Source organism: Clostridiales bacterium, assembly GCA_015243575.1.
Taxonomy (GTDB): domain Bacteria; phylum Bacillota; class Clostridia; order Peptostreptococcales; family Anaerovoracaceae; genus Anoxybacterium; species Anoxybacterium hadale.
In genome coordinates, this window is sequence record CP042469.1 from 104,263 (window position 1) to 119,802 (window position 15,540).

Annotated in this window: 13 protein-coding genes; 6 read left to right on the forward strand and 7 right to left on the reverse strand. The window is 45.2% G+C overall.

What is annotated here, in order from left to right; all coding sequences use genetic code 11:
• Positions 1–18: 18 nt before the first annotated feature.
• The 4 genes from FRZ06_00450 (at position 19) to FRZ06_00465 (ending at position 4,212) form a co-directional block, all read left to right on the forward strand.
• On the forward strand, positions 19–1,062 hold the full coding sequence (locus FRZ06_00450; protein ID QOX61930.1) for a hypothetical protein: 1,044 nt from the start codon (positions 19–21) through the stop codon (positions 1,060–1,062).
• Between the two features lie 11 nt (positions 1,063–1,073).
• Positions 1,074–2,948: a hypothetical protein gene (locus FRZ06_00455; protein QOX61931.1), complete on the forward strand. Its 1,875-nt coding sequence runs from the start codon at positions 1,074–1,076 to the stop codon at positions 2,946–2,948.
• A gap of 211 nt (positions 2,949–3,159) precedes the next feature.
• Complete coding sequence (locus FRZ06_00460; protein QOX61932.1) at positions 3,160–3,504, forward strand: helix-turn-helix transcriptional regulator; 345 nt, start codon at positions 3,160–3,162, stop codon at positions 3,502–3,504.
• Positions 3,505–3,696: 192 nt separating this feature from the next.
• A complete protein-coding gene (locus tag FRZ06_00465) occupies positions 3,697–4,212 on the forward strand; it encodes a cysteine hydrolase (protein ID QOX61933.1) in 516 nt (171 codons plus the stop codon).
• Between the two features lie 84 nt (positions 4,213–4,296).
• Here FRZ06_00465 and FRZ06_00470 read toward each other — a convergent pair whose 3' ends face one another.
• From FRZ06_00470 to pflB, 7 genes are all read right to left on the reverse strand, one after another.
• Complete coding sequence (locus FRZ06_00470) at positions 4,297–5,487, reverse strand: MFS transporter (protein ID QOX61934.1); 1,191 nt, start codon at positions 5,485–5,487, stop codon at positions 4,297–4,299.
• An 18-nt stretch (positions 5,488–5,505) separates the two neighbouring features.
• Positions 5,506–6,384: an MBL fold metallo-hydrolase gene (locus FRZ06_00475; GenBank protein ID QOX61935.1), complete on the reverse strand. Its 879-nt coding sequence runs from the start codon at positions 6,382–6,384 to the stop codon at positions 5,506–5,508.
• A gap of 267 nt (positions 6,385–6,651) precedes the next feature.
• The gene (locus FRZ06_00480) at positions 6,652–8,160 is read right to left on the reverse strand and encodes a hypothetical protein (GenBank protein QOX61936.1); all 1,509 of its coding nucleotides are present in this window, start codon (positions 8,158–8,160) and stop codon (positions 6,652–6,654) included.
• A gap of 191 nt (positions 8,161–8,351) precedes the next feature.
• Positions 8,352–10,436 carry a hypothetical protein gene (locus FRZ06_00485; GenBank protein QOX61937.1) on the reverse strand — a complete coding sequence of 695 codons (2,085 nt, stop codon included), beginning with the start codon at positions 10,434–10,436 and terminating at the stop codon, positions 8,352–8,354.
• A 180-nt stretch (positions 10,437–10,616) separates the two neighbouring features.
• Positions 10,617–11,291 (reverse strand): Crp/Fnr family transcriptional regulator, encoded by a 675-nt coding sequence (locus FRZ06_00490; protein QOX61938.1) that lies wholly within the window; start codon positions 11,289–11,291, stop codon positions 10,617–10,619.
• Positions 11,292–11,356: 65 nt separating this feature from the next.
• Positions 11,357–12,112, reverse strand: a complete 756-nt coding sequence (gene pflA / locus FRZ06_00495) for a pyruvate formate lyase-activating protein (GenBank protein ID QOX61939.1) — start codon at positions 12,110–12,112, stop codon at positions 11,357–11,359.
• Positions 12,113–12,210: 98 nt separating this feature from the next.
• The gene (pflB, locus tag FRZ06_00500; GenBank protein QOX61940.1) at positions 12,211–14,424 is read right to left on the reverse strand and encodes a formate C-acetyltransferase; all 2,214 of its coding nucleotides are present in this window, start codon (positions 14,422–14,424) and stop codon (positions 12,211–12,213) included.
• Between the two features lie 300 nt (positions 14,425–14,724).
• Here pflB and FRZ06_00505 point away from each other — a divergent pair, with 300 nt between their 5' ends.
• Together FRZ06_00505 and def are read left to right on the forward strand one after the other, a co-directional pair.
• Positions 14,725–14,961: a helix-turn-helix transcriptional regulator gene (locus FRZ06_00505; GenBank protein ID QOX61941.1), complete on the forward strand. Its 237-nt coding sequence runs from the start codon at positions 14,725–14,727 to the stop codon at positions 14,959–14,961.
• On the forward strand, positions 14,962–15,411 hold the full coding sequence (gene def, locus FRZ06_00510; GenBank protein ID QOX61942.1) for a peptide deformylase: 450 nt from the start codon (positions 14,962–14,964) through the stop codon (positions 15,409–15,411).
• The last annotated feature ends 129 nt before the right edge of the window (positions 15,412–15,540 follow it).

Sequence of the window (15,540 nt, forward strand, 5' to 3'; positions counted from 1 at the left end):
AACTGATAGGGATGTGGGATGGGAAACCTTGTTTCCTGTCCCGGATTTCCCGGTAAGGAGAAACAAATGAAAAAGCAGTGGTTTATGATTACAAGATTATTGATTGTACTAATGGTATTAACTTGCGTATCCGGTACGGCTTTTGCTGATACAGGCACCAGCTTCACCCTGGCACAAAACCCAGAGCATGTTACAGCGGGGCAAAAGATTGAAATTATTATCAACGGAAATAATTTAAAAGATCTTTATGCCTATGAAGCAATTCTGACTTTTGATCCGGCAATTGTTGAGCTGGATAAGGCTGAATCGAAGTTAGACGGCTTTTTAATGCCTGCCAAGGCAGAAAATAACAAAATTACAGTGGCATTTACCAAGATAGGTAAAAAGACAGGTGAAAACGGTAGTATTCCGTTATGTACCATCGCTTTTAAAGCAAAAGCAGAGGGTGATGCTGCAATCAAACTGACGTCTGTGAAGGCACTGGACCCCAAACTAACTGCAGTGGTCTATGGTGACGGAATCAAGACCTTCACCGACCTGACCGGATACAATTGGGCGAAAACCCAGATTGAAGTCCTTGCATCCAAAGGAATAATCAATGGAACTTCAGAGACTACCTATAGCCCGGGACTGAACATCACAAGAGCTGATTTTATGTGTATGTTGATGAGGGCAATGAAGCTTGATAACGCAATCGACAGCAATTTCAGCGATGTTCCCTCCACAGCATATTATTATCAGGCGGTAGGAACAGCAAAAAAACTGGGAATTGCCATGGGCAAGGGAGACAACCTGTTTCTGCCCAAAGAAAAGATATCGAGACAGGATATGATGGTGATCATTGCAAGAGCAATGAAAATCACAGGTAAGAAATTGGATGATTCAGCAACGGATCTCAGCGGATTTAACGACTCCTCCAAGGTTGCGCCTTATGCAGTAAATGCTGCAGCCCAGCTTGTTAAGGCTGGGATCGTAACAGGAAATAACGGAGCAATTAACCCTGAGGGTACAGCTACGAGAGCGGAGACTGCAGTAATCATGCATCGAATCTTGAATCAATAATAGAAACTGCGATGATAAAGGGGGATTTTAATATGAGTCGGCTTAGAAAGAAACTCTCAATTATGTTAAGTATAATACTGGTCATCCTATCCTCGTCCGGGCTCAATGCTTATGCTGGAGAAAATGAAATTTCGGTGTACGGCGCCAATGGCAATGCAACACAGATCGAAAAGGGAACCTCCATGAAAATGGCAGTGTCCGGAATTTCACAGGGGAAATCGGTGACTTGGTCTGTAACTGATTTGGACGGTTCTGCAACCAGTTTGGCTACCATAACACAAACCGGTGCGCAAACTGCAATTCTCACTGCCTCATCTGAAAGCTATGGAACGTTTAAGGTAGTGGCTGAACAAAATGGTGCATCGGGGAAAACAGGGGAACAGATCATTCAAATAACAAATGAAAATTTGATAACAGTGGATGACAATGATGCTCTCATCAAATATGAAAGTGCAGGCAGTGGGGAAGATTGGGAAACAAACAATAGCAGTAAGTATTATCAGGGAACCGGAATGAGCGTGACTCCTCCGGAGGATAACCGCTATTCGTCTTCCGAACCGGCCTATGCAGAATTTACATTTACAGGCACCGGGATTCAATGGATCGGTGAAAGCAATTATGACTGCGGCATTGCAGAAGTCTACCTTGACGGAATCAAGGTATCAACAGTCGATCCTTTTATAGCGCCCTGTGATGTAAATCAATTTATTAATTTCAGCAGAGAAGGTTTGCCTTACGGTGAGCATACGATTAAAGTTGCTGCGGCGGGATTGAAGAATCCGGCGAGCACTGTTTATCCGGGAACCCGGGTACTGATTGATGCCTTCCGGTATATGCCCGGATCTCCGACCCAAGAAGTGAATAAGGCAGAATTGAGGGCAAAGATTACGGAAGCGCAGGCGCTCAGTGAGAACGCGTATACCCCAGAATCATGGGCAGCTCTGCAGCAAGTACTCATCACAGCTGTTTTGGTTAATGAAGATCCGAATGCTTCCCAGGAAGCGGTTGATGCGGCTGCTTCTGATCTTGCAGCTGCCATCTTGGAACTGGTACCTTTTGGACCTACTGTGGTTCTTTCCGGGGTTGACCGCGTTCTTCCTGACGAGACATTTTCGCTCGGTGTCAGTCTGTACCATGTGAGACAGGATGTATATGCAGAATTCATTGATCTGAAGTATGATCAAAATGTGTTCGAATATGTAAACACTGAAGCCGAAAACAGTGATATTCTTATTGTGGATGTAGAATCCGATGATGGATACGTATCCATCATAGCATCTACGTTAAAAGGAGTCACATCGGACCGAATGCCTTTATTACAGACGACCTTTAAGGTAAAGAGCGGGGTTCAGAATACGTCGGGCAAAATAGAGGTAATGAGGGCGGAATTAGGCACCAAAGACGGGGATACCATTGCAGCAGGATTTACCAGCAAGACAATCAGCGTCGGTAGTTCAGAGACAGTTGATAAATCATTATTGTCAGCGGCTATCGACAGTGCCAAAGCTCTGTATGAAGCAGCGGTTGTGGGAGACCGGCCGGGTCAATATCCGCAGGCGGCCAAAGATGCACTGAAGGCAGCCATTGATGCCGCTGAGCTGGTGCTGAATGACAGCTTTGCTACTCAGACAGCGATTGACAATGCGGTTAATGCACTGAATACGGCAGTTAGTTCCTTCAAGGACGCAGTCATAAAAGAAGAAGCCTCCGCGGACCTTAATGATGACGAAAAGATCGATGTTGTTGACCTTGCCATCGTAGCGTACTATTACGGTAAAACTTCCGACAGCCCAGACTGGGATCGTGCAAAAGCAGCTGATGTAAATCGCGACGGAAAGATCGATATTTCCGACCTAGCCTATGTGGCACTCAGAATTGTAGAATAGAGAAAATTCACATTCTTAAAGCCTCTTCATTTCAATGACCCCCGTTTGGTGCAAAAGTAATTACACCGGACGGGGGGATTTTATTTGCGGGATCATTTGATTAAAAAGAATTGTATGATAAAAACGTAGTAAAATTAGGTATAATGACTATAACGTTAAGCAGCCAAATGATGAATAAAAAACCCAGAGTGTAGATTTGGAGGTTCCCAATATGAAAGTTAGAAAAGAGTACACCTGTCCTTTGGAGATTACCCATGATATCCTGAAAGGAAAGTGGAAAACAGTTATTCTATGGCAATTGAAGTATCGTGGAAGAGCTTCTCTTTCCCAGCTGGAAAAGGATATCAAAGGAATCAGTCAGAAAATGCTGCTGGAACAGCTCCATGAATTACGGGAGTTTGGTTTGGTCGATAAAATACAGCACGATGGCTATCCACTAAAGGTTGAATACTTTCTTACTGAGGATCGGGGGAGAACCATTATAAAAGCATTAGAGATCATGCAGGAATTAGGCCGTGAATACCTCGATGAGAAAAGAGCCACGGATATCTCTTAAGGAGTCCATGGCTTTTCATTGTAATAAATGATGGGTATTGAAATTTTTATTAAACGGAGCATACACACGAAAAAGTGGGTAATTTTCAAAGCAAATCAGAAGTGTTATTGTAAAACTAACCGTTAAGGATCAACGTTTTCCGGATAGAGATCATGATAAACGATATTAAAAATTGAAATGGAGGAATGCTATATGAGCAAGGCGCTTTTGGTAATTGACCTGCAAAACGACTATTTCCCAGGTGGCAAGTTTCCGCTATGGAATACTGATAGAACACTGGAACGGGTATTGACTGCAATTGATCGTGCAAACCATGCGGGGATTCCCGTGATTCATATTCAGCATATTGCCGACACCAAGAAGGGCATAGCACCATTCTTCAATGAAGGAACAGAAGGGGCGGCGATCAAATCGGAGGTATTAGATGCTGCACCAGGCAGTCCGATTGTGATTAAGCACCATGCGGATGGATTTTACCAAACAAACCTAAGCGAAGTATTGGATGGTCTGGGGGTGAAGGAACTCATTCTATGCGGGATGATGACACAGAACTGTGTCACTCACACCGCTATTTCAAAAAGTGCTGAACAATACAGTGTGACGATCATCCCAGAGTGCTGCACCACCGTAAACGAAGCAATTCATGCCTTTGCAGTAAATGCGGTTTCAACCAGATTAAAGCTTGCAGAGATTGAAGAAGCAATTTGATCTTCGGGATTATTTTTTCCGTGGGAATGATACAAAAAAGCCTGCTCTATGAAGAGAGCAGGCTTTAAAATACTGATAATTCTATTAGGTAATCACAATTTTACGGGAAAGAATAAAGTTCAGGAAAGCAATGACTGCTGCAGCAATAAATACGGCTTCATATCCTGCAGCAGCCCACAGGAGGCCTCCGAAAACCGGAATAACCATGGAGGCAATATGTTGCAGGCTGACGCCGGTGGACAGAGTCGGCGTTACATCAGCAACATCTACTGCAATTTTCCTTACATAGGTGGATCGTGCCATTTCCACCGCAGACATGGAATTGTCGATAACATAGCAGGCGGCAATGATCACTACTGCAACTTTTGCTGTAAAAAGCATATCTGAAAATGCATAGCCGAGGCAGATGACAAACAGAAGGAAGGCTTCTGCCGTCAGGACGAAACGCTCGCCTTTGCTGTCGATCAATTTGCCAATCATCTTTCTTGTGCCGATACTGACAAGGGCAACCACCATTCCCAGGATCGCAAACATCTGAGGCTTTACGTCAAACACCTTAATCAATACCCAGGGGGCAAAGGTCATAAAAATTTGATTTCTGGCACCGCTGATAACAGACAGCACATAAAAAAGCGTATATCGTTTTCTAAAAACAAACTTTGCTTTACGTACCTCCGGCTCGCTTTTCTTCATGAATCCAATTGAAAAAGCAGCGAATACGTAAAATACGGTACCGGTAATGAATGCCGTTTGATAAGACATCTGCATGTAGTGAAAGCCTAAAAATATAAAGACATAAGCGACAATGCTGCCAATTAGACCGAAGGCACTGACTGTTCCGAGCCTTGAACCGAATGATTCCTGCTTGGACAGTGTCATGCCGATGGATGGCGTCACAGGCATAATCATGTGTGTACCGAGGCTGTACATCATCATCCAGATGATCATCAGTGCAAACGTCGGTGACAGGAGACCCAGCCCCAGCATCCCCAGCCCCGCAGCAGCCATTCCCAGCATTGCAATTCTAACATCGCCTAAAAAACTTAACGTCGCCAAAATTAACAAAATAAAAAAGCCAGGGGCTTCTCTCGGTACCTCCAGAAGACCTCTGATTTCCTCAGACAGGTTGAAAATATCGTTCAAATAGTTGTTGAATATAGATGCATTAATGCCTGCCCCGATTCCAGCAAACAGTGCAGCAAGCAAAAACAGATTAAAGTCCCGGTCGTGATGGGAGCTTTTAAAAATTCCAAATTTCTTGTAGATTATTCTCATTTTTTTACCAACTTTCCTTTATATGGAGCACCAAAGAGGCAGGGCATTTTCAAAATTGATACACACTTTTCCTGTATCTTTCAGCCATGAAAGATATGAACGAACGGTACTTCCCACAAGGACATACTGATCAAAATTCATGGTCAGATCATAAGACTGAAACAACTTCTGTAAAATATGTTCAAAACAGAGCGGTTCTTTACAAAACAAAAGAATCTTTTCAGCGATCTCATTTACCTTATCGATGTTGATCTGAGCAAGGGGTGCAATGTTGTCTGTGGTTTCTGCATGCGCTGGAACATATAGCGCAGCATCAAGCCCCTTCACGTTTTCAAGGGTGTTCAGATAGGCAGCGATATCATATATAAAAGTGATCTGATATTTGTCCAGTGTTTCTTTGCTGGACAAAGAGTCTGCCAGATAGACCACATCATTTGCATCCCGAAAACCGACCATATCAAAAAAATGACCCGGAAGGGGGAGGATGGTCATCCCTTCGGGCAGGGCTTCAGCAGTAAGATACTCTGCGTCACTTTCTTGAGCCATAAGAAATTTATGCCGTAAGTCTTTGGGAGGAAAGCCGCCATATAAAAAGGATGGTTCGAGAAGGGGGTGACGGGTAAAATCGCAGTCAATTCCCGGTGCATATATTTTGCATCCGGTTTGACTTTGCAGATATTTGTTGCCGCCGATGTGATCGGCATTGGAATGGGTGTTCAGAATTGCTTTTAAGCGCCAATTGTTTTTTTCCAGATGCTGACGGATTTTTCTTCCTGCATCCTTGTCGTTGCCGCTGTCCACCAGATATACTTCATCGTTCCCATTCAAGTAAAGTCCAATTTTCGCAGGACTATTGATATAATAGCTTTTGTCACAGATTTTGATTAGTTCATACATATCGTAACCTCCTGTATCAATCAAGTGTTCCTTCTGTATTTTGAAAGCTTCAGATATACCTCAACTTTGTTTTATCAATGCTCCAGATTATAGCATAGTTTACCATATCTTTGAATGGAATGCCAGTGTGCTAGCCTCATTAAATGAATGATAAAGCAACCCCGATTTTATTCAGGGTTGCTTTTCATTTTGCCGAGTATTTTCTGTTACATATAGTACTTGCGCATTCCTGCATGTAGATATAGTGGAACGCGTCTCCATTAAGCACTAGATAAATTTATGGTAATGCTCTTCCGCTACATACTGAAGAATTGCAGGCATGTTTTGACCGATGATCTCATTATTTTTTGTTAATATTTCACGAACTTCCTGTAATTTTCTGTAGTGAGCTTCTGTACATGGACTGAAGCGGTAATCATCAATATTGTTCGTTTTCCATACTTCACAACCCTGGAATGGGTTTGCTGTTCCCAGATATAACTTTTCGCAGCTGTCGACAAAGAGGATTCTTCCACCGTAGTTATTTGGATTAAAAAGCCCGTTTAAGAAGATGGAATTAAAATGTACTCCGTCTTCGGAAACATACAAATCAAATCCGATGGGGTACCTGATAAATCTTAGAATCTCAACGACACTCTTATAGATTTCAATCAAGAGAGTGGTTACTTCTACACCGATGAGCTGATATAATGCAGCTCGATTTGCCAAAAGAGTATCCAGGATTACCTGCATATTGCTGGAATCATCAAAGGTGCTGATGAGCAATTTGTCGTCGAATTCCTGTATCTGCCATGCGTACACATTGAAGGGATTGTTAAATCCTGAGCCAAGACCGGATGCGCTATCTGCTTCTGATGGGAGGAATGGATTTCCCCCAACAATCAGTTGCCATTCATCATTCGTATCAATTCTAATCACATCGCAGCCTCTGGGAATCGCCCAGGATAGCGGTAATTCCTTTGTGCCTCCAACATAGAGATAGTCCCTGAAAACACCCATGCTGAGGGTGTAAACATTTGCAGGATCTCCAAAACCTCTGTCTACGATTAGTGTCCATTCGTTCTGTCTAGGCTCAGGACCATTGGTTCTCCAAACCTGAGCGCCCTCTGAATTGCTAACACCTACATAGATTCGGTTGTTAAATACCGCCATATTGCTAATTGGGCTGGTTGGATTCCTTGCAGGGTCGAAACCGGGTGCATCAACATTGATAAGGCTTTCCCATGGATAAAATTCCGGATCTTCACTACTATATAATAGAGGGGCGGAATTTTGATTGATTTCGTCGATGGTGGATACATAAAGCTTACCATTTTGAACAGCCATAGATCTGGATGATGTGCCCTGCAGCACATTGTCCGGTAAGATAAACCAGTTTACGCCATTTGTTGATTTGAGGATCTGTGCTCTTCTGCCAAAGGTTGCGGCATAAAGACAGGGACTTCCACCGAATGGACGGTACTGAATCATAAATCGGAAGCCCGTTATCCCTGCATCGGAAGGGGCTTTGTAAACTCTTTCCCATGGAAGAGAACCGTCTTTTTTATATCTCCATATTTCAGCCTGATTATCAATGGGGCCTGGATTGATGAGTACCGGCAGATGTGTTTGTGGCTGAATGGCTCGTATGATATTAACTAATATATTTCTGCCGGTGCCCACATAGATATAGCCATCTAAATCGCTCATGGACCAGGCGTAGTTATTTTGTCTCGCATTGATTAGATTATTAAAATCAAATCCGTTTGTCGGAGTCAAATTATGAAACCCTGACATTTTTCTTTCTCCTTTTTAAAGTTGATATTGTCATAATATGAGAAGAAAAAGGAATATGTTAAAGAACTAGATAGGTACCTTGACATAGGGGATGGCCGTTGCCGTTAAGTCAACTTAAAACAAGAGACTGCGCAAAAGTGGTCTTTCAATCGCTTTGCGGCAGTCCCTTACTCTGAATGTTCGGAATCCCGTCATACTTGTGCGTATACGGTCACGTTCATATTCCGATGTGAAGCGGTCGCTGAACTAACGTTTGAGGGGATCCCAAAGGCAGTTCTTACTTCATATAAAATGGTCCCAGTTGATGGAGCTGTATCGATAAAGGTATCTGCAACGGTAAATGTTTGAGAGCCACTGCGTGAACCGTTGCTAAATGTTACTTTTCGGTTTATTTCAGTACCGTTCCGATATAATCTCACATGAAATTCTACGCTCCAGGTGGCTGCAGTGGTTAAATCAACAGATACGGAATAGTCTATTTTTACTAAATCATGAATCACAGCATTGGTAGATACGGATGCTACGGTTACCGTTGATCCCACCGGTGTAACTGGAAATACTGATATACTGTCAGAAACTTGATTATATTTTAAAGTCAGAAGATCCGCAACAGACCCGGTAGGGCCAGTATCACCGATCGGTCCTGTATCACCGACAGGGCCTGTAGCACCGATCGGTCCAGTATCCCCGATAGGGCCAGTATCCCCGATAGGGCCTGTAGCACCGATCGGTCCAGTATCCCCGATAGGGCCAGTATCCCCGATCGGTCCCGTATCCCCAATCGGTCCAGTATCCCCGATAGGGCCTGTAGCACCGATCGGTCCAGTATCCCCGATAGGGCCAGTATCCCCGATAGGGCCTGTAGCACCGATCGGTCCAGTATCCCCGATCGGGCCTGTATCCCCGATCGGTCCCGTATCCCCGATAGGTCCCGTATCCCCGATCGGTCCAGTATCCCCAATCGGTCCAGTATCCCCAATCGGTCCGGTATCACCGATAGGGCCAGTATCCCCGATCGGTCCGGTAGCACCGATCGGTCCTGTATCCCCAATCGGTCCGGTATCACCGATAGGGCCAGTATCCCCGATCGGTCCGGTAGCACCGATCGGTCCTGTATCCCCGATCGGTCCAGTATCCCCAATCGGTCCAGTATCCCCAATCGGTCCGGTATCACCGATAGGGCCAGTATCACCGATCGGTCCTGTATCCCCGATCGGTCCTGTATCCCCGATCGGTCCCGTATCCCCAATCGGTCCTGTATCCCCAATCGGTCCGGTATCACCGATAGGGCCAGTATCCCCGATCGGTCCTGTATCCCCGACAGGTCCTGTATCCCCGATAGGTCCAGTATCCCCGACAGGGCCAGTATCCCCGATCGGTCCGGTATCACCGATAGGGCCTGTATCCCCGATCGGTCCCGTATCCCCGATCGGTCCGGTATCCCCGATCGGTCCTGTATCCCCGATCGGTCCTGTATCCCCGATCGGTCCGGTATCCCCGACAGGTCCTGTATCTCCGATCGGTCCGGTATCTCCGATCGGTCCTGTATCCCCGATCGGTCCTGTATCACCGACAGGTCCAGTATCCCCGATAGGGCCAGTATCCCCGATCGGTCCCGTATCTCCAGAAGGCCCTATGATACCTGCAGGACCAATCGGGCCTGCAGGGCCGATTACTCCGGCAGGCCCAGTGTCGCCAGTTGGACCCGTATCACCAATCGGTCCGGTGTCACCAGTGAGACCTGTGTCTCCAGCAGGACCGATAGGACCGGCAGGCCCAGTATCTCCGGTATGCCCAGTATCTCCGGCAGGCCCAGTATCGCCAGTAGGTCCAGTATCTCCGGTAGGACCACAAACATCTGAGAAATTATCTTCTATTATGATTAGTGAAGCAGAGAGTGGAACATTGACCGGATAAAACAGTTCTGCGTTGCTTATATTTACTAATGAAAGAGTAACTGGTGCCAGAGCGATTTCAATAATACCGGCTCCTGACACTTCTCCAATCTTAAACGGTGAATTTCCCGGGATATGGTCTCCTTGGGAGGATATCAGCGAGAATGCAGTACCATTTTTTGATAGAGAGCACTGGGTATTCACCCACCAATCGACAAGAAATCTTCCTGTCGTATTAAATGTGATTACTCCTGTTATCAGATCATAGCTTACATTGCCGTCTAAATATTTTATTTGATTAAAAATAACGTTTCTTCCTGAGTCTACGATGCCTCCTGAAGAGCGCGTAACTTGTAAAGCAATATCACTCATTTTACTCATACTTTCTAAATTTTACATAAACCTAATTGATAGGTTTGTATCATAATATGAATAAGCCTTAGCTGGGGACATAAAAAAGGGCGAAATATTATAAACCCCTCTCTTCAGAAGTCAGAGAGGGGTCTTTCTACAGAAAAAGGAAGTGTTTCCTTCTTATGGTGATAGGACTTAATTTGTGTTTTACAATTGATCTTCCAGCATCTGCAGATCAGTAATTTCAATGCGGCGGCCTTTGCTCCGAATCAAGCCTTCATCTTCCATTTTGAGGAGTTCACGGGAAAGTGAGGGCCTTGCGACATTTAGATAGTCAGCAAACATTTCCCTGTTCATGCTCAACGTGACTACGCGGCTTTGGCCCATATTTTCAATCAGATAACGGATGATTTTCTGACGAAGCGTACCGCTTGCGAGTATCTGCAACTTAAGATTAAAATGAAATGCCTTTTTTGCCAGAATCCTCATCATATTTCGAATCAGCATCGTGTGATGGGTACAATTTTCTGAGCAGGTAAAATAAAAGTAATCCTTTGGTATTTCAAGAACGGTGGTTGGCTGAAGTGTTACGGCGTAGTATTCATAAAGCGGTCTCTCCATAAACAGATATACTTCCCCGAATACATCTCCTCTGTCCTCAATATGCAGGAAAATATCCCGCTTTCCCGACAACGTCGCTCTGTAGATCAGGATGTCTCCATCAATCAGAACGAAAGCTGATTTGGGAACATCAAGGGCATTGAATATGATTTCATTTTTCTTATACGTGCGAATCTGAGCACCGGAAAGAGCTATACAGTCGTTAATTTCCTCCGGAGTCATATCCTGAAACAGTGCACTTTCTTTCAATCCATTGATCATGCGGTCACCTTTATTACTTTCTCAGACAGGACTCTTGAACTGGCCACTATTCATTATATACCCAATTATGCAGAATGTAACACGGATGACTCGGGAAGAACCACTGGCAGACCGGCTTTTGCGAACAGCTCTTTTGCTTGGGTTAATTCCTCATCTGTTGGCTCTTTTGTATTCTCTAACTGATACTGAAGCTTCATCGCTTTCCATTTATATTCTCCCATTTTGTGGAAGGGCAGGAGCTCTACTTTCTGAATGCATTGATAAGGCTTCAGAAACTCGGCAAGTTCTTTAAGCTGTGACATCTCTAAAGTCCATCCGGGAACCAGTACATGACGCAGCCAGACCGGTTTCCCAATTTGTTCACAATAATCCAAGGTGGCAAGCGTATTGGAATTACTTTTTCCTGTAAGAGAAATGCATTGGGAATCTTTCAGACTTTTGATATCAAGCAGTACCAGATCTGCTGCATCCAAAACAGGTGCTGATCTGAGCAGGGATACGCTACCGGCAGTATCCACCGCAGTATGAATTCCATGCTCACGGCAGCGCTGAATGACATCCAGTGTAAATTCAGGCTGGAGAAGAGGCTCTCCTCCGGAAAGGGTAACGCCGCCCTTTCTAATAAAGTTCTTGTAAGTGAGTATTTCTTCCACAACCTCCTGAGAGTCTACTTCTTTTCCTGCTCCCATTTTCCAGGTGTCGGGGTTGTGGCAGTAGAGGCAGCGGAGCGCGCAGCCCTGCAGAAACAATACGTATCGGATACCCGGACCATCAAGTGTCCCGAATGTTTCAACTGAATGAAGAGATCCTTTTATGCTCATAACTCCGTGCCTCCTTTCAGCACACAATCTATAAAAATTCAATCGTTTATTTGTTGAGATATTGGCTTACCAGTTCCACTCCACTATTTCAGATATGCTTACATCTTATTGTGGAATGTTCGGTGCAGTACATCAAGCTGCTGCTCTCTGGATAGCTTTATAAAGTTGACGGCATAGCCGCTGACCCGGATGGTAAGCTGTGGATAATTTTCAGGATGGTCCATGGCATCCAGCAAAACCTCCTTGTTCAGGACATTCACATTGATGTGGTGCCCTTTGTCGGCAAAATATCCATCCAGCAGGGAAACCAGATTTTCAGACTTCTGATCCGCTTCCTTTCCAAGAGCACCCGGCACTACGCTGAACGTGTAGGAGATACCATCCTCAGAGTAATCGAAGGGCAGCTTAGCGACACTCTTCATACTTGCGATACAACCGTTTGTATCACGTCCGTGCATGGGGTTGGCACCCGGTGCGAAGGGTTCTCCGGCAGGTCGTCCGTCGGGGGTTGCGCCTGTCTTTTTGCCGTAGACCACGTTAGAAGTGATGGTCAGCACCGACATGGCATGCTGTGCTCCGCGATAGGTAGGGTGCGCGCCAAGCTTTGTTCGGAAGCTTTTGACCACATCCATTGCAATCTGATCAACGGAGGCATCGTTATTCCCAAACTTAGGGTAGTCTCCTTCGATCTCAAAGTCAACGGCGAGGCCTTCTTCGTTTCGGATTGCTTTAACTTTTGCGTGTTTGATGGCGGAAAGACTGTCTGCAACGACGCTGAGCCCTGCGATGCCCCCTGCCATCGTCCTGAGCACCTCTTCGTCATGAAGTGCCATTTCAATGCGTTCGTAAGCATATTTGTCATGCATATAATGAATGACATTCAGTGTGTTGATATACAATTTCGCCAGCCAGCCCAGCATTGTATCAAATTTTCGCTGCACTTCTTCGTAATCCAGGTATTCAGAGGTGACTGGTGCAAATTCCGGTGCAACCTGTATACCGTACCGCTCATCCTTCCCGCCGTTAATGGCATAGAGCAGTGCCTTGCCAAGATTCGCACGAGCGCCGAAGAACTGCATCTGTTTGCCGATTCTCATAGGGGATACGCAACAGGCAATGCCATAATCGTCACCGAACTTCGGACGCATGATATCATCGCTTTCATACTGGATTGAAGAGGTTGCGATGGACATCTCCGCACAGTAATTTTTAAAATTCTCGGGAAGACGCTGGCTCCAAAGTACGGTCAGGTTTGGCTCCGGCGCAGGGCCGAGGTTTGTCAGCGTATGCAGGAAGCGGTAACTCATCTTCGTTACCATATGCCGCCCGTCTTCACCCATCCCTGCGATTGCCTCAGTAATCCAAACCGGATCACCGCTGAACAGTTCGTTGTAAGCAGGGGTTCGCAGGAAGCGGACCAGACGAAGCTTTATGATGAAATGATCAACAAGTTCCTGGATTTCCGCTTCGGTATATTTTCCGCTTTTTAAATCCTCTTCCGCATAGATATCCAGGAAGGTAGAGACTCTGCCGAGGCTCATGGCAGCTCCATTCTGTTCCTTGATGGCGGCCAGATAGCCGAAATAGAGCCATTGTATCGCTTCCTTGGTGTCCTTTGCCGGGCGGGAGATATCATAACCATAGGAAGCAGCCATATCGGTAAGTTCTTGAAGGGAACGAATCTGTTCGCTCAGTTCTTCCCGCTGTCTGATCACGGTTTCATCAATCACGTCAAACACGTAGGACGCTTTGGCATTCTTTTTCTTCTCGGTGAGGAAGGTGGTGCCGTACAGCGGAATCCGCCTGTAATCCCCGATAATTCTGCCTCGTCCATAGCCATCGGGAAGTCCTGTAATGATGGCACAGTGGCGTGCCTTTTTCATCTCGTCGGTATATGCGTCGAAGACTCCATCATTATGGGTCTTTCGGTATTGAAATACGTTTTCGATTTCATCGGGAAGCTTGCGGCCGTAGACTGCCAGCTGTTCGTGGACGAGGTTGATACCGCCGAACGGCAGCACTGCTCGTTTCAGGGGTTCGTCTGTCTGAAAGCCGACGATTTCTTCCAGCGCTTTGTCTATATATCCAGGCTTATGGGAGGTGATGGTGGAAATGGTGTTCTCATCGATGTCATAAACTCCGTTCCGATCACGCTCCTCCTTGAGCAGTTCCAGTGTTTTTTTCCACAATTCTTCTGTTTTCCCTGTTGGCGATGCAAGAAAGCCTTTGTCGCCGTCATAAGGTGTATAGTTTGCTGCGATAAAACCGCGGGTATCCACCTCTTTGTTCCAATTTCCTGTTTTAAAACTCATATCGATTCCTCCTTTTGACGGATGCTCAGCGAATATTGATTGATCAGCACCATGAGCGGAACACGATGACCAGTTTTTCTGGTGCTTTCATGATCAATATACCATTGTGATGGGAAAGAATCGGTGATATTTGTTACATAAAACATATTATTTGTGTAGGATTTACTCATCTTGCATCCAAAATAATCAAAAGTAATAAGGCCAATGGGCTCTATTGCGATTTGTCAGGTCGACTTGACATGACGTGGAAAATTTGTTATCTTGGTCCTGTAAGGTAAACGTTACAGGAGGAGACAATCCATGAAAAATAAAATAAAGCAATTTCGGGAACATTTGGGGCTGACACAGGAACAATTGGGCGCTCTCGTTGGGGTATCAAGACAAGCGATTAACGCCATTGAGACGGAGAAGTTTGAGCCATCCATCTGGCTTGCTTACGACATTGCAACGGTATTTCACAGCAATATCGAGGAAATCTTTTTGTTTGAATCGAGTCAGCGCAAATCAAGAGCGGAGCAAAGCAGAGGTGTAGTATAAATGGCATTGAGACAAATAAGGCTGCAGGATGATGAAATTCTGCGTAAAAAAAGTAAGATCGTAGAAGTTGTGGACGATAGAATAAGACAAATTTTAGAGGATATGGTTGAAACGATGTATCATACCGAAATTGGCGGAGGGCTGGCTGCTCCACAAGTAGGAATCTTGAAAAGACTCGTTGTGATCGATATGGGGCAAGGGCTGATTAAGCTGGTGAACCCCCGAATCATTCAACAGGAGGGGAGCCAGGAAGTGATTGAGGGGTGTTTGAGCATTCCGAATAAATGGGGGAAATTAATAAGGCCCGATAAGGTAACGATACAGGCCTTAAACGAAAACGGGGAGGAACTGACCCTGACTGGTACCGGTGATTTGGCAAAATGCTTTTGTCATGAAATTGATCACCTGGATGGAATTCTCTTTACAGATTTCGTTGTGGAATACATATGAGCAGTGTCGGATCAAAACATTGAAAAATAGGGACGGAATCCTTTTTTATTCCAATCGATGAAGTGCGTGGCAAGGAAGCCCGCACTTTTTTATTATGCAGAAAATAATCATGGCAGCAACCTTATGAGG